14 protein-coding genes and 1 pseudogene are annotated in these 20,952 nt (G+C 66.6%); 9 read left to right on the top strand and 6 right to left on the bottom strand.

All coding sequences use genetic code 11. From position 1 onward, the window contains the following. The first annotated feature begins 88 nt into the window (after positions 1-88). From Q8O26_RS10110 to Q8O26_RS10095, 4 genes are all read left to right on the top strand, one after another. On the top strand, positions 89-3,409 hold the full coding sequence (locus tag Q8O26_RS10110) for a DUF2126 domain-containing protein (protein ID WP_305575388.1): 3,321 nt from the start codon (positions 89-91) through the stop codon (positions 3,407-3,409). 6 nt (positions 3,410-3,415) lie between these two features. Further along, positions 3,416-5,917, top strand: a complete 2,502-nt coding sequence (locus Q8O26_RS10105) for a circularly permuted type 2 ATP-grasp protein (protein WP_305575387.1) — start codon at positions 3,416-3,418, stop codon at positions 5,915-5,917. Next, on the top strand, positions 5,917-6,798 hold the full coding sequence (locus Q8O26_RS10100) for a transglutaminase family protein (RefSeq protein ID WP_305575386.1): 882 nt from the start codon (positions 5,917-5,919) through the stop codon (positions 6,796-6,798). The genes Q8O26_RS10105 and Q8O26_RS10100 overlap by 1 nt, the downstream gene beginning before the upstream one ends. A 121-nt stretch (positions 6,799-6,919) precedes the next feature. Next, positions 6,920-7,741, top strand: a complete 822-nt coding sequence (locus tag Q8O26_RS10095; RefSeq protein WP_305575385.1) for a hypothetical protein — start codon at positions 6,920-6,922, stop codon at positions 7,739-7,741. A 79-nt stretch (positions 7,742-7,820) separates the two neighbouring features. Here Q8O26_RS10095 and Q8O26_RS10090 read toward each other — a convergent pair whose 3' ends face one another. Next, the gene (locus Q8O26_RS10090) at positions 7,821-8,708 is read right to left on the bottom strand and encodes a MerR family transcriptional regulator (RefSeq protein WP_305575384.1); all 888 of its coding nucleotides are present in this window, start codon (positions 8,706-8,708) and stop codon (positions 7,821-7,823) included. Between the two features lie 276 nt (positions 8,709-8,984). Between Q8O26_RS10090 and Q8O26_RS10085 the strand changes: the two genes are divergently transcribed. Then, positions 8,985-10,460, top strand: coding sequence for a PAS domain-containing methyl-accepting chemotaxis protein (locus Q8O26_RS10085; protein WP_305575383.1), 1,476 nt, complete (start codon positions 8,985-8,987; stop codon positions 10,458-10,460). A gap of 33 nt (positions 10,461-10,493) precedes the next feature. On the opposite strand, the gene Q8O26_RS10080 is transcribed toward Q8O26_RS10085, so the two are convergent. After that, positions 10,494-11,291, bottom strand: a complete 798-nt coding sequence (locus tag Q8O26_RS10080; RefSeq protein WP_305575382.1) for a creatininase family protein — start codon at positions 11,289-11,291, stop codon at positions 10,494-10,496. Positions 11,292-11,413: 122 nt separating this feature from the next. On the opposite strand from Q8O26_RS10080, the gene Q8O26_RS10075 reads away from it, so the two are divergent. Next, positions 11,414-12,586: an amidohydrolase/deacetylase family metallohydrolase gene (locus Q8O26_RS10075; protein ID WP_305575381.1), complete on the top strand. Its 1,173-nt coding sequence runs from the start codon at positions 11,414-11,416 to the stop codon at positions 12,584-12,586. Between the two features lie 72 nt (positions 12,587-12,658). Here the strand turns inward: Q8O26_RS10075 and Q8O26_RS10070 are convergent, their stop codons facing one another. Beyond that, positions 12,659-14,329: a methyl-accepting chemotaxis protein gene (locus Q8O26_RS10070; RefSeq protein ID WP_305575380.1), complete on the bottom strand. Its 1,671-nt coding sequence runs from the start codon at positions 14,327-14,329 to the stop codon at positions 12,659-12,661. Positions 14,330-14,532: 203 nt separating this feature from the next. Here Q8O26_RS10070 and Q8O26_RS10065 point away from each other — a divergent pair, with 203 nt between their 5' ends. Together Q8O26_RS10065 and Q8O26_RS10060 are read left to right on the top strand one after the other, a co-directional pair. After that, complete coding sequence (locus Q8O26_RS10065; RefSeq protein WP_305575379.1) at positions 14,533-15,852, top strand: FAD-binding oxidoreductase; 1,320 nt, start codon at positions 14,533-14,535, stop codon at positions 15,850-15,852. 54 nt (positions 15,853-15,906) lie between these two features. Continuing rightward, positions 15,907-16,491 carry an NAD(P)H-dependent oxidoreductase gene (locus tag Q8O26_RS10060; protein ID WP_305575378.1) on the top strand — a complete coding sequence of 195 codons (585 nt, stop codon included), beginning with the start codon at positions 15,907-15,909 and terminating at the stop codon, positions 16,489-16,491. 136 nt (positions 16,492-16,627) lie between these two features. Here Q8O26_RS10060 and Q8O26_RS10055 read toward each other — a convergent pair whose 3' ends face one another. The 3 genes from Q8O26_RS10055 to Q8O26_RS10045 are packed head-to-tail and all read right to left on the bottom strand — an operon-like array spanning position 16,628 to position 19,351. Then, positions 16,628-17,512: an ABC transporter permease gene (locus Q8O26_RS10055; protein WP_305575377.1), complete on the bottom strand. Its 885-nt coding sequence runs from the start codon at positions 17,510-17,512 to the stop codon at positions 16,628-16,630. Beyond that, complete coding sequence (locus Q8O26_RS10050) at positions 17,509-18,315, bottom strand: ABC transporter ATP-binding protein (RefSeq protein ID WP_305575376.1); 807 nt, start codon at positions 18,313-18,315, stop codon at positions 17,509-17,511. Before Q8O26_RS10050 ends, Q8O26_RS10055 begins: the two co-directional genes overlap by 4 nt. A 1-nt stretch (position 18,316) precedes the next feature. After that, on the bottom strand, positions 18,317-19,351 hold the full coding sequence (locus tag Q8O26_RS10045; protein ID WP_305575375.1) for an ABC transporter substrate-binding protein: 1,035 nt from the start codon (positions 19,349-19,351) through the stop codon (positions 18,317-18,319). A gap of 246 nt (positions 19,352-19,597) precedes the next feature. Between Q8O26_RS10045 and Q8O26_RS20745 the strand changes: the two are divergent. Then, a pseudogene (locus tag Q8O26_RS20745) lies at positions 19,598-20,110 on the top strand (FAD-binding oxidoreductase); the annotation flags it as partial. Positions 20,111-20,952: the final 842 nt, after the last annotated feature.

Genomic DNA, 20,952 nt, shown 5'->3' with positions numbered 1-20,952 from the left:
ACGGCGGCGCAGTCTTTGCTTGTCCGGCAGCGTGCGTCCCCATCTCTGCCTTTGACCGGCCGGTCGTCACCCTTTACCGATCATCACCATGGCCATTCTCGCAAAGCTGCATCACGTCACGCGCTACCTCTACGACCGTCCGGTCACGCTGGGCCCGCAAGTGATCCGCCTGCGACCCGCGCCGCACAGCCGCACCACCATTCCCAGCTACTCGCTCAAGGTGGTTCCCGAGCAGCATTTCGTGAACTGGCAGCAGGACCCGCACGGCAACTGGCTGGCGCGTTTCGTCTTCCCCGAGAAGACGACCGAATTCTCGGTGACCGTCGACCTCGTCGCCGACATGGCGGTGGTCAATCCCTTCGACTTCTTCATCGAAAGCTACGCCGACACGTTCCCCTTCACCTATGCGCCGGCTCTCGCCGAGGAACTGGCGCCGTACCTCGCCATCGAGCCGACTGAAGCCCATTTCGAGCGCTATCTCGCCGGCATCCCGCGCAGGCCGACGCAGACCATCGATTTCCTGGTCGCCCTCAACCAGCAGCTGCAACAGGACATCCGCTATATCGTCAGGATGGAACCGGGCGTCCAGACGCCGGACGAAACGCTCGAGAACGCTTCGGGCTCATGCCGCGATTCGGCCTGGCTCCTCGTCCAGCTGGCGCGGCGCCTCGGCCTCGCCGCGCGCTTCGTCTCGGGCTACCTCATCCAGCTGAAGCCAGACCTCAAGGCGCTCGACGGGCCGGCCGGCACGGAGAAGGACTTCACCGACCTCCACGCCTGGACCGAGATCTACATTCCCGGCGCCGGCTGGGTCGGCCTCGATCCGACCTCCGGCCTTCTCTGCGGCGAGGGACATATCCCCCTGGCGGCGACGCCGCACTACCGTTCCGCAGCCCCGATATCCGGGGCCGTCGAACCGGCGGAGGTGTCTTTCGTCTTCGACATGCGCGTCGACCGCATCGACGAGCGCCCGCGCGTCACCGCGCCCTTCTCCGACGAGGCCTGGCAGCGCCTCGACGCCCTCGGCGACCGCGTCGACGCCGACCTCGTGGCTGCAGATGTCCGTCTGACCATGGGCGGCGAGCCGACCTTCATCTCCATCGACGATTACGAGGGCGAGGAGTGGAACACCGCAGCCGTCGGTCCGACGAAGCGGGAGCGCGCCGACGTCCTTATCCGGCGGCTGCGCGACACCTTCGCGCCCGGCGGCTTCCTGCATTACGGCCAGGGCAAGTGGTATCCCGGCGAAAGCCTGCCGCGATGGACCTTCGCCCTCTACTGGCGCCGCGACGGCAAGCCGGTCTGGCGCGACGAGACCCTCATCGCCCGCGAGGCGGCGGCGACGCCTGCGACGATCGACGGCGCCGGGGCTCTCGCTGCCGGGATCGCCGAGAAACTCGGTCTCGACGGGGAGGCGGCGCTCCCGGCCTATGAGGACCCGGCCCACTGGGTGATCAAGGAGGCCGAGCTTCCGGTCAATGTCGATGCGCTGGACTCCAAGCTCGAGGATCCCGAGGCCCGTGCCCGGATCGCCCGCGTCTTCGCCCGTGGCCTGACCCATCCGTCGGGCTTCGTTCTGCCGATCCAGCGATGGAACGCCGCACCGGCGACGTCCAACTGGATGACGGAGAAGTGGAAGCTGAAGCGCGAGAAGCTCTTCCTCGTGCCCGGCGACAGTCCGGTCGGCTACCGCCTCCCCCTCGGCTCCCTGCCCTATGTGCCGCCGGCTGCCTATCCCTATGTCGTCGCCGCCGATCCCTGGACTGTGCCGGCCGAACTCCCAGATCCCCACGACATCGAGGGGCGGATCACCCAGCGCGTTTCGGTCGAGCGCGAAAGGGAGGCCGAGCGGACCGACCAGGTCGAGCAGGTGCTGACCGAGGACAATTCGGTGCGCACGGCGCTGGCGGTCGAGCCGCGCGACGGCAAGCTCTGCGTCTTCATGCCGCCGACCGAGCGGCTGGAGGACTATCTCGAACTGCTCGCCGCGACCGAAGCAACCGCCAAGGAACTGGGTCTGACCGTCCATGTCGAGGGCTATCCGCCGCCGACCGACCCGCGCCTCAACGTCATCAAGGTCACGCCCGATCCCGGCGTGATCGAGGTGAACGTCCACCCCGCCGCCTCCTGGCGCGAATGTGTCGCGATCACGCAGGGACTCTACGAGGAGGCGCGTCTGGCGCGTCTCGGCACCGAAAAATTCATGGTCGACGGCCGTCACACCGGCACCGGTGGCGGCAACCACGTGGTCGTCGGCGGGGCGCGGCCGGCCGATTCACCCTTCCTGCGCCGGCCCGACCTGCTGAAGAGCCTCGTACTCTACTGGCAGCGCCATCCGTCGCTCTCCTACCTGTTCTCCGGCCTCTTCATCGGCCCGACGAGCCAGGCGCCGCGCGTCGACGAGGCCCGCCACGACGGGCTGTACGAACTCGAGATCGCCATGGCGATGGTGCCGAAGCCCGGCGAGGGCGCAGCGCCCGCGCCCTGGCTCGTCGACCGCCTGTTCCGCAACCTGCTGGTGGATTCCACCGGCAATACCCACCGCACCGAGCTGTGCATCGACAAGCTGTTCTCGCCCGACAGCCCGTCGGGTCGCCTCGGCCTCGTCGAGTTCCGTGGCTTTGAAATGCCGCCAGACCCGCGGATGAGCCTCGCCCAGCAGCTCCTTATCCGCGCCCTCGTCGCCTGGTTCTGGAAGGAACCGCAGGACGGAGGCCTGGCGCGGTGGGGCACGGCGCTGCACGACCGGTTCATGCTGCCGCATTTCGTCTGGGAGGATTTTCTCGGCGTGCTCGGCGATCTCGGCCGCGCCGGCTACGCCTTCGACCCCGCATGGTTCGAGGCGCAGTTCGAGTTCCGCTTCCCGCTCGCCGGTCAGGTCGACCATGCCGGCGTGCGCATGGAGATCCGGCAGGCGCTGGAGCCCTGGCATGTGCTCGGCGAGGAGGGAGCGATCGGCGGCACCGTGCGTTTCGTCGATTCCTCCGTGGAGCGCCTGCAGGTGCGGCTGGTCGGGTTACAGCCCGAACGCCACACGGTGACCTGCAACGGCCGCCCGGTTCCGTTGACCGCCACCGGACGCAGCGGCGAGTTCGTCGGCGGCGTGCGCTTCAAGGCCTGGCAGCCGCCGTCCGGCCTGCAGCCGACCATTCCGGTCCATGCGCCGCTGACCTTCGACATCGTCGATGTCTGGAGCCGCCGCTCGATGGGCGGCTGCGTCTACCACGTCGCCCATCCCGGCGGGCGCAGCTACGACACGTTCCCGGTCAATGCCTATGAGGCCGAGGCACGACGCCGCGCCCGGTTCCAGGATCACGGCCATACGCCAGGCCTCGTCGATCCCCCGCGCGGCGAGCGGTCGGGAGAGTTTCCCGCGACGCTCGACCTGCGTCGTCCGCCGGTGCATTGACACACCATGACCTTCCGGAGCCAACGCACGACCGATCACCGCGCCGAACGCATCCTGGCGATGCTGGCGCGTTATCAGCCGGTGCCCGGCGTCTATGACGAGATCCTCGACGCGAAGGGCGAGCCGCGCGAACACTGGAAGCCGGTGCTCGCCACCCTCGCCGATCTCGGCCCGCGGGAGCTCGAGAAGCGGTTCGCCGGCGCCGATCGCTACATGCGTGATTCCGGCGTCTTCTACCGCGTCTACGACGATCCGAAGAACGGCGAGAGGGCCTGGCCGCTGGCCCATCTGCCACTGGTCATCGCTCCCGACGAGTGGAAAGCCCTCTCGAAAGGCCTGCGTGAGAGGGCGGAGCTTCTGGAATTCGTCCTGAAGGATCTGTTCGGCCCGGCCGATCTCGTGCGCGACGGGCTGGTGCCCGGCGCGACCATCGCCGGATCTCCGGACTTCCTGCGACCGCTGGTCGGCACACCGCCGCGCGGCGGTTCGCACCTCCTCTACTACGCCGTCGATGTCGGCCGCGGCCCGGACGGCCGATGGTGGGTGCTCGGCGACCGCGCCCAGGCCCCTTCGGGCGCCGGTTATGCGCTGCAGAACCGGCTCGCCATGGCGCGTTCGCTGCCGGAAATCTACCGAAACCTGCCGGTCGAGCGGCTCGCGGGCTTCTTCCAGTCGCTGCGCTCGGAGTTCTCGTCGCATGCGGCGGCGACGAATTCGCGCGTCGCGGTGCTGACGCCAGGGCCGCTCAACGAGACCTATTTCGAACATGCCTTCCTGGCGCGCTATCTCGGCTTCCTCCTGGCCGAGGGCGCCGATCTCACGGTGCGCGACGACACGCTTTATGTCCGCACGGTCTCCGGCCTGAAGAAGCTGGAAATGGTATGGCGCCGGCTCGACGCCGATTTCGCCGATCCACTGGAACTCAATCCGCGCTCGCAGCTCGGCGTTGCCGGCCTCGTCCACGCCATCCGATCGGGCAAGGTGACGCTGGCCAATGCCCTGGGATCAGGGGTGCTGGAGGCGCGTTCGCTGCTCGCCTTCCTGCCCTCGATCGCCCGCGCGCGCCTCGGCCGCGACCTCGCCATACCGCATGTCGCGACATGGTGGTGTGGCCAGCCGCTGGAGCGCGGCGCCGTCATCGCCGATCTCGATTCCTTCGTGATCGCCCCGGCCTTCACGCAGACCATTCCCGGGCTCCTCGACGACGGCGCGGTCCTGGCCTCCAGCCTGTCGCCGGAGCACCGCTTGCGGCTGGCAGAGGAAATCCGCCTGCGCGGGTCCGACTTCGTCGCCCAGGAGGTCGTCAAGCTCTCCACCATGCCGGTCTGGAACGACGGTTATCTGGAGCCCCGCCCGTTCATCCTGCGGCTGTTCCTGGCCCGTGTCGGTGACGGCTGGGAGGTGATGCCCGGTGGCTTCTGCCGCATCGGCGACAGGGTCGACGCCCGCGCGGTGACGATGCAGCGCGACGGCCGCTCGGCCGATGTCTGCGTCCTGGCGGAGGGGCCGGTGGCGGAGACGACGCTGCTGCCGACGCCCGACAAGATCGAGCTCCGGCGTTCGACCTCGTCCCTCCCCAGCCGCGCCGCGGACAACCTGTTCTGGCTCGCCCGCTACATGGAGCGGGCGGAGGGGACGCTGCGCCTGCTGCGGGCGCTTGGCGACCAGGTCGGCAGCGGCGAGACGACCGGGCCCGACATGCTCAAGCGCCTCGTCGACCTGCTGATCACATGGGAGGCCCTGCCGAAGGATACGGTGCTCACCGAGCCGCAGGCCGTCGCCGCGGCGGTCCTGCATGGACGCACACCGGGCGGGCTCCTGTCGCTGTCGCGATCGGCGCACAATGCCGCCTCCGTCATCCGCGACCGGTTCTCACCCGACGCCTGGAAGACCATCAACGACATGGTCCACCTCGCCGAAGGTGACAAGCGCCTCGAGACGGGCGCCCTCGACCGGGTCGAGACCGGGCTGCGGCTGGCCGCCGTCTTCTCGGGCCTCACCCAGGAGAACATGAACCAGCTCATCGGCTGGCGCTTCCTGAAGATCGGCAAGCGGATCGAGAGGGCACTGGCCATCTGCCGGTTCGGACGCAATTTCGGCGATGCGCGCTCAGGGACGGCGGGGCTCGATCTGCTGCTGGCGCTGGCCGACAGCCAGATCACCTATCGCCGCCGCTACGTGATGATCGCCGCGCGCGCGCCCGTCCTCGACCTCATCGTGCTCGACCCCAACAATCCGCGCTCCGTCGCCTTCCAGGTGGAGCGGATCGCCGACCATCTCGCCCACCTGCCCGACCATGCCGCTGACGGACGGCTGAACGTGCCGGAGAAGCTGATCGCCCGGACGCGGGTCGACCTGCAGACGGCGGATGCCCATACGCTCGACAGCCGCCAGATCCTCGCCATCGAGCAGCGGCTGATGGCGATTTCCGACGAGGTTTCCGAGCGCTACTTCACGCATCGCGACGGGGCGAACCCCGTCGGTCCCGCAACCAGCGATCTGTTCTGATGCGCTACCAGGTCCGCCAGGTCACCGATTACAGCTATGCGCGGCCGGTGGTGTTCGCCCAGCACGTGCTGCGCATCATGCCGGTCGACCGCCCGGGCCAGCAGGTCTCGCGCTGCGACATCGCCATCACGCCGAGCCCGGCCATGCGGCGTGACGACAGGGACTTCTTCGGCAACCGGCGCATCTTCCTCGATTTCGATCGCCCGCACCGGACCCTGTCGATCGAAATGCGGGCAGACATCACGGTGGCGGGGACGAGCCGGCCGCTGCCCGGCATGGACCCGCCCTGGGAGCGGGTGCGCGAGACCGCCTTCGCCAGCGCCGACATGTCGCCTTCATCACCGGTCCATGCACTGTTCCCGTCGACCTATGTGCCGCGCGACCCGATGATCCGCGCCTATGCCAGCGCGTCGTTTCCGCCGGGCCGCCCGGTTCTCGAAGCCGCCTTCGACCTCGCCAAACGGATCCAGGGCGATTTCAAATATGCGCCGGGGACGACGGACACCTCGACGCCGGCCGCCAAGGCCTTCGCCATGCGGCGCGGGGTCTGCCAGGACTTTACCCACATCATGATCTCGGGGCTGCGCGGGCTCGGCCTGCCCGCGGCCTATGTCTCGGGCTTCCTGCGCACCATCCCGCCCGCCGGCAGGCCGCGCCTCGAGGGTGCCGATGCGACGCATGCCTGGGTGTCGCTCTGGTGCGGACCTGAACTGGGATGGTGGGGGCTCGACCCGACCAACGGCCTGATCGTCGGCGAGGACCATATCGTGCTCGCCATCGGGCGCGATTTCGTCGATGTCGCACCGAACGGCGGCGTGGTCATCGCGGCCGGCGACCATGACATCGCGGTAGCGGTGGACGTCAAACCGCTGGGGGCCTGAACCAGCGCCGGCGTCGCCGTTAACCCGCTGGTCGACATCGCGTTACATCCTCATTTTCCTTCTATTTTCTCGTTTGTTTTATGGATTTTTGCGAGGATCGCGTCGAAGGGAGGGTCTTGCCATGTCCCTGCTTCTGTCTCCGACCGCCATCCTAGGACGTCCTGGGAACGCCGCGCCGCCGCCGTTGCCCGATGAACCGGCCGAAGCGCCGCGCCACAGCGAACTGCTCAAGCGGCTGGGTATTCACAGCTGGTCCATCGACCTGAAGACCGAACGGGTCCGTTGGGACACCGTCGATGCGAACAATCGGACCATCGTCATCAAGGCGACGCTCTCCGACCTGCTCAAGCAGGCCCACGACGAGGATGCGGCCAAGTTCCGCGCCCATCTGAAGCAGGCCATCGACACCGGCAGTGCCGGTCCCGATCATTTCCGCTTCGACGACCTCGACCACGCCGACAGCGAGATCGAATCGGTCTGCGTCCTGAAATGGCTGTCCGGACACCCGGTCGTGGTGGGTCTCTACCGCAAGTGCGAGAAGGAAAGACGGCAGGCCGCGATGGTGGGCGCGCTGCGAACCAGCCTCGATACGCTGATCGCCGAATCCACCAGTTGCATGGTCGTCCTCGCCCGCGACGGCACGGTCCTCAACTGCAACCCCGCCTTCCTGAAATGCCTCAACGTGCGGGACAAGCGGATGGTGATCCGCCAGAACGTCTTCGGACTGGTCGAGAGCCTGTCCGAAAAGCTCGAGGCGATCATCCGCGGGGCGCTGCTCTCGAACGAGGCGCTCGCCGGACAGGCCGTCATGACGTTCTCGGCCGGTCAGGTGCGCAACGTCCGGTGGAAAGCCTTCGGCATCGGCTTCCTGCGGGGAGAATCGGCCACCCGGGTCTTTTCCTTCGACCTGCGCCGCGCCGAGGGCGACGATCTGCCCGACTAGGTCGGCACGGCGACCCCGGCCGGGCGATGCCGACGCGCGCCATGTGGTCGAGGTGACGCCGGTCGCCGTGTGACCGGCGTCAGGACTCGAAGGCCATGCTGAGACGGCGACGGAACTCGGCATAGTCGCGCATGACGACCATCCTTGAGGGCACCACGAGATGCGCCAGGGTCGCCTCATGGGCGCCGATCCAGATGGGAATCTCCTCGGGCAGGCCGCGGTCGAGCCAAACAAGATCGTGCTGGAGGGAACCGCCGGGGACGCTGTGCACCGCACTGACGACGAGAAGCGCCGCCTGGGACCCGGCCACATCGGCCGCGAGTTCTCTCGCCGGCATCCCCGCGCCGAAATAGATCATGCGATGGCCGAGCGATGCGGCGAGATAGGCTCCGGCGAGAAGGCCGAGTTCATGACGTTCGTCGCCGAGCGTCGCGAAGGCGATCGGCCGCCGGTGCGCTGCGGGCGCCAATGCGCTGGTGGCGGCAGTGACGACGTCGCGCGCCTTGGCCGAAAGCCGGTGCTCGCCGCCGACCCCCAGCCTGCCCTCCTGCCAGCGCTGGCCGATGTAGCGGATCGCATGGCCGTAGACATCGATGGCCAAGGCCGGTGGCGACGCTGCGAAGACGAAGCGCAGGAGCATGCCGAAGGCTTCGACGTCGCAGTCGTCGACCGCCCGTTCGAGCTTGATGACCATGTCCCGGTCGAGGGCACCAGCGCTGGAGATCGCGGGCTGCAACTGCTTCAGTTCGTCGGTGGTCAGGCCACGCAGTTCCGACAGCCGATGCCCACTGTCGATCAGGCCCTTGACGAGCATGAGCCGCTCGACATCCTCCGCCGAATAGAGCCGATGACCGCCGACCGAACGAGACGGCGTGATCAGCGCGTGGCGCGTTTCCCAACTGCGCAGGGTCGAGACATTGACGCCCGTCAGCTGCGACAGTCGGGAGATGTCGATAGCCCTGTTCATGGGGTGCCCCGGTCGCCGTACGGATAGACAAAAACCGATACGCGATTCTGCATGACTACCATGACGGTCTCGCTCGCCGCACAGCGTCTGCACAGTTTGATACTGCACAATGATTACACATTTCTCCACAGGAATTTGATTGTCCGCGACGAGCGCGCCTTGGTTGTCGTTACGTCAGATAATGTGGGTTTTTGCGATATATCGATTCAGATTTTGTTCAATCGCGGCGAGTGATGGATGGCGCCAGAACGAAAGCAAATCCAACCGGGAAACGTGATGATGCTGTTTCGTAACGACGCTGCCGCCAAGCTTGCGGCCATCGACCGCTCCCAGGCGGTGATCGAATTTGAACCCAACGGCCGGATCGTCACGGCCAACGAGAACTTCCTGAAGACGGTCGGCTACAGGCTCGAGGAAATTCGCGGACAGCACCACTCGATTTTCGTTGCTCCCGACGAACGCGACAGCCAGGACTATCGTCAGTTCTGGGACAATCTGCGCGCCGGCAAGTTCCAGGTCGCCGAATACAAGCGCATCGGCAAGGGCGGCAAGGAGGTCTGGATTCAGGCGTCCTACAATCCGGTGATGGATTCCCGCGGTCGCGTCTACATGGTCGCCAAATATGCGACCGACGTCACCGAGCAGAAGCTCCGCCACGCCGACATCCAGGGACAGCTGGCCGCCATCCACAAGGCGCAGGCGGTCATCGAGTTCGAGCTCGACGGCAAGATCATCACGGCGAACGAGAATTTCCTCGGCGCCGTCGGCTATGGCCTCGACGAGATCCGCGGACGGCACCATTCGCTGTTCGTCGCGCCCGCAGAAGCGCATTCCAACGAATACAAAGCTTTCTGGGCCTCCCTGGCGCGCGGCGAGTTCCAGGCGGCGCAGTACAAGCGAATCGGCAAGGGCGGCAGGGAGATCTGGATCCAGGCGACCTATAATCCGATCTTCGACATGAATGGAAAGCCCTTCAAGGTGGTCAAGTTCGCCACCGACATCACGGCCATTGTCAAGGAGCAGGAACGCCGCTCCGAGGTGCAGCGGCAGATCGACGGTGATCTTGTCGGCATCGGTGAATCCGTGTCCCGCGCCAAGCACGAGGCGACCCAGGTCGCCGCAGCCTCGATCCAGACGTCAGGCAACGTCCAGGCGGTCGCCGCGGGTGCCGAAGAGCTCTCCGCGTCCGTCGGCGAGATCAGCCGACAGGTCACGAGTGCTCGGGATATCTCCAGCGGTGCCGTCGAGCAGGCTGCGAGGACCGGCGAGATCGTATCGGGCTTGTCTACTGCTGCGGCGCGCATCGGCGACGTGGTGCAGCTCATCAACAGCATCGCCGCCCAGACCAACCTTCTTGCCCTCAACGCCACGATCGAAGCGGCACGCGCCGGCGAGGCCGGAAAGGGCTTCGCGGTCGTCGCCTCGGAGGTCAAGAGCCTCGCCACCCAGACCTCGCGGGCAACCGAGGAGATCGGTGCTCAGATCGCATCGGTACAGGCGTCCACCGAGGGGGCGGTCAGCGCCATCGGCGACATCTCCTCGACGATCATGCGGATCAGCGAGATATCGACGGCCATCGCCACGGCGGTCGAGGAACAGAGCGCGGTGACAGCCGAGATGTCGTCGAACATGCGCGTGGCCGCGGAAGGCGTCCAGGCCATCTCCAGCAGCATCAGCATGATCGCCACGTCATCTGGCGACATCGACGAGGCGACCGCCAAGGTCCGGATCGCATCGCGCTCGCTCGCCTGATCGAATGTCCCGTCGACAATCGACCCCGGCCACTCAGGCCGGGGTATAGAGCCTGCCGAGGTCGAAGCGCGCCATGTCGTCGAGCAGCTTGACGAATTCGGCCGCCTGCCAGCCGGCGGTCGCCCTGCCCTTCCCGGCATCGGCGAGCGTGGCGTCACCCGCGGCTCCGTCAGGGTTGATGTCCTGCGCCATCCAGCCGAAGGCGTGGTTCAGCGTCGGCCGAAGATAAGTGAATTCCTTTTCCATCGACACCATGACCGGCTCGAACAGCCTGGCCGCACCCATGTCGACAAGGTCGGGCCGGAAATGCAGCATGAGCGAGGTCTCGACATCGCCGGCGTGGATGCCGTGTTTGATGTCGAGGTCGCCATAGAGTCCCGGCGGCCGGCCGAAGGCGGTCCAGCTCGTCACCACGGCAAGCTGGCGGAAGCGGATGCGCAGCTCGCGCGCCACGACGCGCATCGGATCGAGATTGCCGCCGTGGGAAGTCAGAAGCACGATCTTGTCGATGCCGGCGCGCTTCACGCTCTCGCCGATCTCGATCCAGCTCTTCAGCACGGTCTCGGCAGAGAGCGTCAGGGTGCCCTTGGAATGGAGGTGCTCGTTGGACTTGGCGACCGCCTCGACGGGAAGGAAGAGCGCGGTCACGCCGGGCCCGACCAGCGGAAAGGCGGTCTCGATCATGCCCTGCATGATGGATGTGTCGGTGGAGACCGGCAGATGCGGCCCGTGCTGCTCGATCGCCGCCAGCGGCAGCACGGCGACGGTGGTCGCCGGATCGAGCCGGTCGAAATCGGTGGTCTTCAGGTCACCCCAGTGACGGGCCGGCATGGGAGGTCTCCGCAAGGCTCATGTCACGGCTGTTGGCAAGCCGCGCTCCGGCGCGCAATGTGCGCGCCGGACAAGGGCCGCGCAATGCACCGGCCCGGCCTTTCCAGCAAGCGGAGCCTTCGATGACTTTCGACCTGATCCTGCGCGGCGGCCGCGTGATCGACCCCTCGCAGAAGATCGACGGGGTGCGCGACGTCGCCTTTACCGGCGGCAAGGTGGCCGCGGTGGGCAAGGATCTGAAGCCGGGTCCGGGGACCGAAATCCGCGATGTCTCGGGTTACATCGTCACGCCGGGCCTCATCGACCTCCACACCCATGTCTATTGGGGCGGGACCTCGCTCGGGATCGATGCGGAGGAGTTCTGCCGCACGTCGGGCGTCACTACGGCCATCGACACCGGCTCGGCCGGGCCCGGCAACTGGATGGGCTTCCGCAAGCACGTCATCGAGAAGAGCCAGGTGCGGATTCTCGCCTATCTTCATGTCAGCCACGCCGGCATCTACGGTTTCGACAAGAAGGTCATGGTCGGCGAGAGCCGCGAGATCGACATGCTGAACCCGTCGGACTGCGCCCGCGTCGCCGACGAGAACCGCGACCTCATCGTCGGTATCAAGGTCCGCGTCGGCCGCAATTCCTCCGGCACCAACGGCGAGGCGGCGCTCGACATGGCGCTGCAAGTGGCGAACGAGGTGGGCATGCCGCTGATGGCCCATATCGACCATCCCCCGCCCTCTTACGAACATGTCATCGGCCGCCTGCGCCCCGGCGACGTGCTGACCCACGCCTTCCGCCCCTTCCCCAACGCGCCCGTCACCGCCCAGGGCGCCGTGAAGCCCGAGGTCGTCGCCGCGCGCAAGAAGGGCGTCATCTTCGACATCGGCCATGGCAAGGGCTCGTTCTCGTTCAAGACGACGCGGGCCATGCTCGCCGGCGGCTTCGAGCCGGATGTCATTTCCTCCGATGTCCATACGCTCTGCATCGAAGGCCCCGCCTTCGATCAGGTCACGACGCTCTCGAAGTTCCTGTGCATGGGCATGCCGCTTGACCGGGTCATCGCGGCCTCGACGGTCAACGCCGCCATGGCGCTGAAGCGTCCCGAACTCGGCAGCCTGAAGCCAGGTTCCGCAGGCGATGCGACGATCCTGTCGATCAAGGACGGCAAGTTCGACTATGTCGACGTGGTCGGCGAACATCTGATCGGTGACAGGAAGATCGTCTCGGAAGGCACCGTCGTGGCAGGCAAATGGTGGCACCCGAAGCGGTCCAACAAGTTCCGCAAGCTCGCCACTGCATGACAGAAGGCCGCCTGAATACGAAAAGCCCGGCGTCTCCGCCGGGCTTTTTTGTGGTCTGGCGCGGCGCGCGGATCAGGCGGCGCGGATGCGGCCGAGGAAGCCGGCGACAGCACGGTCCAGTTGCACGGAACCGTCCTTGAGGTGACGCGCGGCCTCGTTCATGGCATTGGCCGCCGCGCCGGTCTCGTCGGCGGCGCGGGTGACGCGGCCGATATCGGTCTCGACCGAGCGGGTGCCCGACGCGGCTTCGGAGACCGAGCCGGCGATGCCATTGGTGACGGCGGACTGTTCCTCGACGGCGGCCATGATCGAGAACGACACCGAGTTGATCTCGCCGATGGTGCGGTTGATCGCCTCGATGGCGGCGACCGCATCGCCGGTGACCGACTGGACAGCACCGATCTGGCTGGCGATCTCTTCCGTCGCCTTCGACGTCTGAGCGGCGAGGCTCTTGACTTCGGTGGCCACCACCGCGAAGCCGCGGCCGGCCTCACCGGCCCGCGCCGCCTCGATCGTCGCGTTGAGCGCCAGGAGATTGGTCTGCGCGGCGATGGCGTTGATGAGGGCGACGACATCGCCGATCTTCTGGGTCGATGTGGCGAGGGTGGCGACGATTTCGCCCGTACGGGTCGCCTGCTGAACCGCAGAAGCGGCGATATGCTGGGCCTGGGCGGTCCGGCTGGAAATCTCGCCGATGGACGAGGCGAGTTCCTGGGCCGAGCTGGCCGCGCTCTCGACGCTCTGCGTCGCGCCGGCCGAGGTCGCGGCCACGGTCTGGCCGAGTTCGGAGACGTTACGGGCGACGAGACCGACGCGGCTGGCATTGCCGACGATCTCCTCGGCGGAGCGGGTCACCGTGGCGACGACCGACTGCACGGTTCCGGAAAATGCATCGGCGAGCTCAGCCATCTCGCGGGTCCGCTGCGCGCGGTTAGCGCCTTCACGCTCGGCTTCGGTCGCCTTGAGGCGCTCGACCTCGCGGACATTGTCGCGGAAGACCAGAACGGAGCGGGCCAGCCCGCCGATCTCGTCCTTGCGGTCGGTGTCGCTGACTTCGGCATCGGTCCGTCCGTCAGCGACCGCGTCCACCGCGCTGGTCAGGCGACCGAGTGGGCGGGTCACACCGGTGAGAATTGTCCAGAAGGCGGCCAGGCCAGCGAGGACGGCGAGGCCGACCGTCAGAGCGATAAGCCAGGTCAGCGTCTGGCGGGTTTCTTCCACTTCCTGCGAGAGAGTCGTGACATGCCGGGCGTTCGACTGTGCGAAGGCAGCCATTTCGGCATTGAGCCGCGTGCGGGTCTGGCGGTTAGCGTCATTGTCGCCGATCACGCGAGCCGCCTGGTTGCCGCTGGTGCGGCCGGCCTGGGCGAGCTCGTTGCGCAGCCTGATGAAGGCTTCCGTCTGCTCGAGAAGCCGGTTTTTCAGGGCCTCGTCCTCAGGACGGGCCAACCCGGCCCATTCGGTGATGACCGTGCGCAAACTGGCCAGTTCGCGATCCTGGCCGGCGGCGAAGCGCTCGAGGGCTTCCTTCTGGGCCGACATGTAGATGCCGCGCGATTCCATGACGACAGCATAGATCAAGCCGTTGGCACGCTCGGCGAGCTGGGTGACCCGCGCCGTGCGCTGGTTTTCCGTCACCGCATGCTGATACCGCTGGAAGCCATAGCCGGCGACGCCTGCGACGATCAGTGAGGCGACCGTCAAGCCGCCAACGATGGCGAACAGCTTGGTCTTGATCTGCATGAATTGTTCTCCCTAGATATACCGTTATGGTGGTGCGTTATTGCTTGCCGTGGCGTTAACGCATGTCGTCCCTGGCCATTGTCGGGTTGTGCGGCATGACAGCGGGCTCGGGAAACGCTAGAGCCGGTGGGTTCAATGGCGAGACGAGCGACCCGATGCGACCCGCAGCACATCCTCCGCGCGCAGATGTGGACCTCGATCGGTTGGCGCCACTTCTCGGCGACGTGCCGACCATCACCGAGCCCACCATCGTCCGGCGGAAATCGCGCGACTTCTTCTGGTATTCGCCCATTCTGGCCGAGGAGCTGAAACAGGTCGCGGCCGACATCATCGTCCGGCCGCGCGACGAGGCGGATGTGATCCGGACCGTTTCGGCCTGTGCGAAGTTGCGCGTTCCGCTCACCGTCAGGGCCGGCGGCACCGGCAATTACGGCCAGGCCATGCCGCTGGCGGGCGGCGTGCTCCTGGACATGACGGACATCACCGGGGTCGTCTGGCAAAAGCCGGGATCGGTCCGCGTGCGCGCCGGCACGAATATCCTGGCGCTCGACCAGGAGACCCGGCCGAACGGCTTCGAGCTGAGGATGCATCCTTCGACGAAGCGCACCGCCACCATCGGCGGCTTCGTCGCCGGTGGTTCGGGCGGGGTCGGGTCGGTCGCCTATGGCGGCCTGCGCGAGCCGGGCAACATCCTCGCGGCCCGCATCGTCACCATCGAGGAGGAGCCGCGGGTTCTCGAACTCCGGCAGGACGCGGCACAGAAGGTCAACCGCGCCTATGGCACGACGGGCATCATCACCGAGCTCGAAATGCCGACGGCGCCGGCCTGGCCCTGGATCGACGTGGTCGTCGCCTTCGACACGTTCATGCAGGCCTTCGCGGCCGGGTGCGACATCGCCCATGCCGACGGCGTGGTCAAGAAACTGGTGACGCCGATCGCCTGGCCGATCCCGGCGCAGTTCACCGCCCTGAAGGACGCCTGTCCTGACGGCAAGGCGATCCTCGTCTGCATGATCGCCGAGCCGTTCCTCGAAAGCTTCCGGGCCATCCTCGGCGGACGCGGCACGATCACGCGTGAAGCGCCGTCACGCGAGGAACCGACCGAGACCCCGCTCTACGAATATGCCTGGAACCACACGACGCTGCAGTGGCTGAAGACCGACCGGTCCATCACCTACCTGCAACTGCTCTACCCTCATGACCGTCTGGAAGACAGCGTGCGGGAAATGATGGAGCGCTTCGACGGCGAGGTCCTGCCGCATCTCGAATTCATCCGCTTCGCCGGACGCATCACCTGCTCGGCCCTGCCGATCGTGCGCTATTCGACGCCGGAGCGGCTGTTCGCCATCATCCGCGAGCACGAGGACAGCGGCGTCATGGTCGCCAACCCGCATGTCTTCGGCCTCGAGGGCGGATCGCGTCACAAGCGCGCGGAGGCCGACCAGCTCGGGTTCAAGGCCGAGGTCGATCCCATGGGCCTGCTCAATCCCGGCAAGATGGAGAGCTACGTGCCGGTCCGGTAAGGACGGGCACGGGACTTGCCAGTCGGACCCCGTTCCTCGTTCCGCAGGCGATCCATGCGCGTCCTCTATCTCTATTGCCACCCCCTCCCCGAGAGCTTTCATGCCGCCATCCGCGCCGAGGCGCTGGCGGCCCTCCTGGCCGCGGGCCATGAGGTCGACCTGCTCGATCTCTATGCCGAGGGCTTCGACCCCGTTCTCTCCGAGGATGGCCGCCGGCGCTATCACGACGAGAGCCGCGACCAGCAGGGGCTGGAGCCTCTGATCGCGCGACTGCGCAATGCCGAGGCACTGGTGGTACAGTTTCCAACCTGGAGCTTCGGTCCGCCGGCCATGCTGAAAGGCTTCTTCGACCGCATGTTCATGCCGGGGGTCGGCTTCGACATTTCCGATCCGGCGGCGGTCAAGCCGCTGCTCGGCAACCTGCGCTCGATCACCGGCATCGTCACCTATGGCAGGCCGTTCTGGTATGCGGTCTATATGGGCGATCCGCCGCGCAAGATCGTCATGCGCTATCTGTGGTGGTTCACCGGCTGGAAAGCGCGCCGCCGCTATCTCGCGCTCTACCACCTCAACGTCGCGAGCGCCGACAAGCGCGCCGGTTTCATCGCCAGGGTGAAGGCGGCGATGGCGGGTTTGTGACGGGGCGGCTGCAACGCGCGGGCTTACGTCATGGCCGGGCTTGTCCCGGCCATCCACGACTTGAAAACCGCATGCCAATAGAAGAATCGTGGATGTCCGGGCCTGACGCGGTTCGGTCGGCGTGACCTCAGCCGAGTCAGTTCTCCCGCTTCAATGCGCTCTCGTGCCAGCGGCGCAGCAGCAGATGCGAAATCCAGCTGATCGTCAGGAAGATGGCGATCCCGGACATCGAGATCATGATCAGGGCCGCGAACATGCGCGGGATCTTGAGCTGGTAGCCGGCCTCGAGGATGCGATAGGCGAGGCCCGAGGCCGAGCCGCCCGACCCTGCCACGAATTCGGCCACCACCGCGCCGATCAGGGCGAGGCCGCCGGAAATCTTCAGGCCGCCGAGGAAATAGGGCAGCGCGGCCGGCAGCCGGAGATAGCGCAGGGTCTGCCAGCGCGATGCACCGTAGAGCTCGAACAGGTTGCGCAGGTTGTGGTCGGCCGAGTTGAGCCCGAGGATGGTGTTCGACAGGATCGGGAAGAAGGCGACGATCCACGCGCAGATCAGCAGCGACAGGTTGATGTCGCCGACCCAGATGATGATCAGCGGCGCGATCGACACGACCGGCGTCACCTGCAGGATCACCGCATAGGGAAACAGCGACTTCTCCAGCCATTTCGACTGGGTGAAGAGCACGGCAAGGCCGACGCCGAGGGAGACCGCGGCGATCAGCGCTGCGGCGGTGATCCTGAGCGTCACCCAGAGGGAGGCGGATAGCGTCGTCCAGTCCGTCACCAGCGTCTTCGCGATGAGCCACGGGCCCGGCAGGATGAAGTGCGGGATCTCCCGCCACCAGACGATGGTCTCCCAGGCGGCGAGCGCCAGGATCCCGATCCCGAGCGGGGCGAGGATGCCCGGCCAGGCCTCGGTGGAGATGCCGAGCACCTTGCGGTCCTCGCGGAAGATCGGCCGGGCCTCGGCATCGGTGCCGTCATGGGGCACCGCGGCGGGTGAAAGGGTCGCGTCGGTCATGCGGAAATCGCCTCCTTCAGCTTCTCCGATGCGATACGGCACCATTGGGCATATTCCGCGGAGGTGCGGAACATGTCGTCCCGCGGATAGGGCGCCTCGACCCTGAGATCCGCCATGACCCGCCCCGGCCGCGCCGCCATGACGACGATGCGCTGGGACAGATAGACGCTTTCGAAGACCGAATGGGTGACGAAAACGGCGGTGAACTGGTTCGCCTCCCACAGCCGCAGGAGATCGTCGTTGAGCTTGTGGCGGGTGATCTCGTCGAGTGCGGCGAAGGGCTCGTCCATCAGCAGGATCTTCGGATGGGTCACCAGGGCGCGGGCAATGGACACGCGCATCTTCATGCCGCCGGAGAGTTCGCGCGGATAGCTCGTCTCGAAGCCCTTGAGGCCGACGAGAGCCAGCATCTCCGCGCCGCGGGCCTGAGCCTCGCCCTTGTTCGTGCCGCACAGCTTCAGCGGCAGGATGACGTTGTCGAGCGCCGTCGCCCAGGGCATCAGCGTCGGATCCTGGAAGACGAAGCCGAGTTCCCGGGCCGGTCTGCCCCAGGCGTCGTGGTTCATGGTCGCCCAGTCGATGGTCCCGACGCTGGGATCGCCGAGACCGGCGATCATGCGCAGCAGGGTCGACTTGCCGCAGCCGGACGGCCCGAGCAGGCTGACGAACTCGCCACGCGCCAGGTCGAGATTGACGTCGCGAACGGCAATGGTGCCGTTCGCGAACTGCTTGGACACATGGCGGACGGCGACGAGCGTCCTCGCGCCCTTGGCCACCGGGCTATCGGCTTCGGCAAGGTTCACGTCAGGCCCTGCCCACGCCCTTGTTGACGAAGCGCAGGTCATAGGCCCGCTTCACGTCGATCCCGGCCGGGAAGACACCGGCGTCGCGCATCTGCACGTAGAAGGCCTGCCAGCGCGCGTCCGTCATGGCGCCGATGCCGAGCGTCGTCGCATCGCCGGACATGACGATGCCGTTCTCGGTCATGACCTTGATCGCATAGTCGATCTTCTTCTGATCCATGTCAGGATTGTCGCGCATGATCAGCTTGTTGGCCTCGGCGATGGCCGGCCCGCCCTTCATGTACTCGGCCCAGCCCTCGAGCGAGGCGGTGACGAAGCGCTGCACGACATCGGCGCGCTCGTCGACCATCTTCCTCGAGATGTTGATGGTGGTGTTGTAGTTGGCGAAACCGGCATCGGCGATGAGATGGACCAGCGGCTTCACCCCGCCCTGCTGCTCGATGGCGAAGGGCTCGGAGGACAGGAAGCCCTGCTGGCAGATGTTCTTGTCGGCGAGGAAGGGCGCCATGTTGAAGGTGTAGGGGCGCACCTGCTCGTCGGTGAAACCGAAGCGCGCCTTCAGATAGGGCCAGAACGACGTGCGCCCGCCGGCACCGACCAGGATGGTCTTGCCCCTGAGCGCGGCGAGGCTGTCGTTGCCGACGCCAGGATGGCAGATGATGACCTGCGGGTCCTTCTGGAAGATCGAGCCGATGCAAAGGAAAGGCAGGTTTTCCTGCACGTAGCGGACAGCCTCGAAGGAGTTCGACATGATCATGTCGACGCGGCCGCCGAGGAGGAGCTGCGAGGGGTTCTGCTGCGGGCCGCCCATGCGGATGTCGGCCTCGATGCCGTACTTCCGGTAGATGCCGGCGGCGACAGCCTGGTAGAAGCCGCCATGCTCGGCCTGGGCGCGCCAGTTGGTCTGGTAGGACACCCGGTCGAGGCCCTGGGCCGTCACGAGGTCCGACCGCATCAGATAAGCGGCGGAGACACCGGCACCGAGCACGAGGGCACGGCGGCGGGAGATGCGGTTGGCGGGGGATGTGACGGACATGGCGACCTCTCTTGCAACGGGCCTCGCAAGACCCTTGAAATCCATGACGGCGATCAGAGCAACGGGCGTGCCGGCTTATCCTACGATATCGTGAAGGCGCCCGGATCAGGGTGCACAATTATTGTGCATTTTGCCGTTTCCGCAGCGTAAATTGTCACCTTCCGCACCCCCCTTCCGCCGACATGACGGCATGGCGCACGGCGATGCAATTTGGCACTGTGTCGCTTCATCGAACGGACGGAAACCATGAGCGCTCTCGACCGCCTTCGGGCCGACCTTGCCGGCATCTCTCTTGTTGAGGATGCCGCGTCCGTGCGGATGGCGAGCCGCGATTTCTTCTGGTTCTCGCCGATCCTGAAACCGGAGCTGGAAGGTAAGGTCGCCGACCTCGTCGCCATCCCGGCGGACAAGGACGAACTCACGCGCATCGCCGCCGCCTGCGCCCGCCACCGCATCCCGCTCGTCATCCGCGGCGGCGGTACCGGCAATTACGGCCAGGCCGTGCCGCTGGCCGGCGGGCTCATCGTCGACATGCGCCAGCTCAACCGCCTGGTCTTCGCCCGGCCCGGCGGCGCACGCTTCGAGGCCGGCGCCAACATGCTCGACATCGACAAGCTGCTGGACCCGCACGGCCAGGAACTGCGCTTCCATCCCTCGACGCGGGCGCAGGCCACCATCGGCGGCTTCGTCGCCGGCGGCGCGGCGGGCGCCGGCTCGTGCACCTGGGGGCAGATCGACAATCTCGGCGCCGTCACGGCGCTCCAGGTGATGACCGTCGAGGAGACGCCGCGCCTGATCGAGCTGCGCGGCCGCGAGATCCTCAAGGTCATGCATGCCTATGGGGTCAACGGCATCATCACCGAGGTGGAGGTTCCGACCGCCCCGGCGCACGACTGGGCCGAGCGGATCGTCACCTTCGACAGTCTGATGGCTGCGGCCCGGTTCGGCCAGGCCTTCATGGAATGCGACGGCATCGCCAAGAAGCTCGTCTCGGTCCACGACCCGCGCATCGTGCCCTATCTCAAGCGCCTCGCGCCCTATCTGCGGGAAGGCCGCGCCTTCGCCATCCTGATGGTGTCGGAACCGCAGGCGGACACGCTCGACCTGCTGATCGCCGACCACAAGGGCGAGGTCACCTTCCGGCGCGGCGCGGCCGAAGCCAAGGCGGTCGCCTTCGGCACGCACCGGGAGCGCGGCGGCCCCGGCCCGCTTTACGAATACACCTGGAACCACACGACACTGCACGCCCTCAAGATGGACCCATCCATCACCTATCTGCAGCTGCGTTTTCCGGCGCCGAACAATCTCGCCCTGGTCGAATGGGCGGCCAAGGAATTCGACGAGGACGTCTATTTCCACCTCGAGTTCCAGCGCCGCGAGGGCAAGGTCATCACCTCGTCGCTGCCGCTGGTGAAGTTCACCACGCCCGAGCGCCTTATGGAGATCATGGCCAGGGCGGCGGAAGGCGGCGTGCAGCCGTCGAATGCGCACAGTTTCGTGCTCAACAATGCCGGCTGGAAGCGAATCGACGCGCCGCAGCCGGAATTCAAGCGGCACGCCGATCCCCATGGCCTGATGAACCCGGGCAAGCTGCTGGGCTG

It is taken from the genome of Phreatobacter sp. (genome assembly GCF_030691135.1).
In the GTDB taxonomy this organism is placed as follows: Bacteria; Pseudomonadota; Alphaproteobacteria; order Rhizobiales; family Phreatobacteraceae; genus Phreatobacter.
The sequence above is the reverse complement of the archived record's forward strand: the minus strand, read 5'-3'. Positions and strand labels throughout refer to the sequence as shown.

What these genes read in the sequence shown, in the direction of transcription:
- Q8O26_RS10100 (WP_305575386.1), top strand. Translation starts at nt 5,917, where the DNA reads ATGCGCTACCAGGTCCGCCAGGTCACCGATTACAGCTATGCGCGGCCG.
- Q8O26_RS10060 (WP_305575378.1), top strand. Translation starts at nt 15,907, where the DNA reads ATGCGCGTCCTCTATCTCTATTGCCACCCCCTCCCCGAGAGCTTTCAT.
- Q8O26_RS10075 (WP_305575381.1), top strand. Translation starts at nt 11,414, where the DNA reads ATGACTTTCGACCTGATCCTGCGCGGCGGCCGCGTGATCGACCCCTCG.
- Q8O26_RS10085 (WP_305575383.1), top strand. Translation starts at nt 8,985, where the DNA reads ATGATGCTGTTTCGTAACGACGCTGCCGCCAAGCTTGCGGCCATCGAC.
- Q8O26_RS10055 (WP_305575377.1), bottom strand. Translation starts at nt 17,512, where the DNA reads ATGACCGACGCGACCCTTTCACCCGCCGCGGTGCCCCATGACGGCACC.
- Q8O26_RS10045 (WP_305575375.1), bottom strand. Translation starts at nt 19,351, where the DNA reads ATGTCCGTCACATCCCCCGCCAACCGCATCTCCCGCCGCCGTGCCCTC.
- Q8O26_RS10090 (WP_305575384.1), bottom strand. Translation starts at nt 8,708, where the DNA reads ATGAACAGGGCTATCGACATCTCCCGACTGTCGCAGCTGACGGGCGTC.
- Q8O26_RS10080 (WP_305575382.1), bottom strand. Translation starts at nt 11,291, where the DNA reads ATGCCGGCCCGTCACTGGGGTGACCTGAAGACCACCGATTTCGACCGG.
- Q8O26_RS10095 (WP_305575385.1), top strand. Translation starts at nt 6,920, where the DNA reads ATGTCCCTGCTTCTGTCTCCGACCGCCATCCTAGGACGTCCTGGGAAC.
- Q8O26_RS10110 (WP_305575388.1), top strand. Translation starts at nt 89, where the DNA reads ATGGCCATTCTCGCAAAGCTGCATCACGTCACGCGCTACCTCTACGAC.
- Q8O26_RS10070 (WP_305575380.1), bottom strand. Translation starts at nt 14,329, where the DNA reads ATGCAGATCAAGACCAAGCTGTTCGCCATCGTTGGCGGCTTGACGGTC.
- Q8O26_RS10105 (WP_305575387.1), top strand. Translation starts at nt 3,416, where the DNA reads ATGACCTTCCGGAGCCAACGCACGACCGATCACCGCGCCGAACGCATC.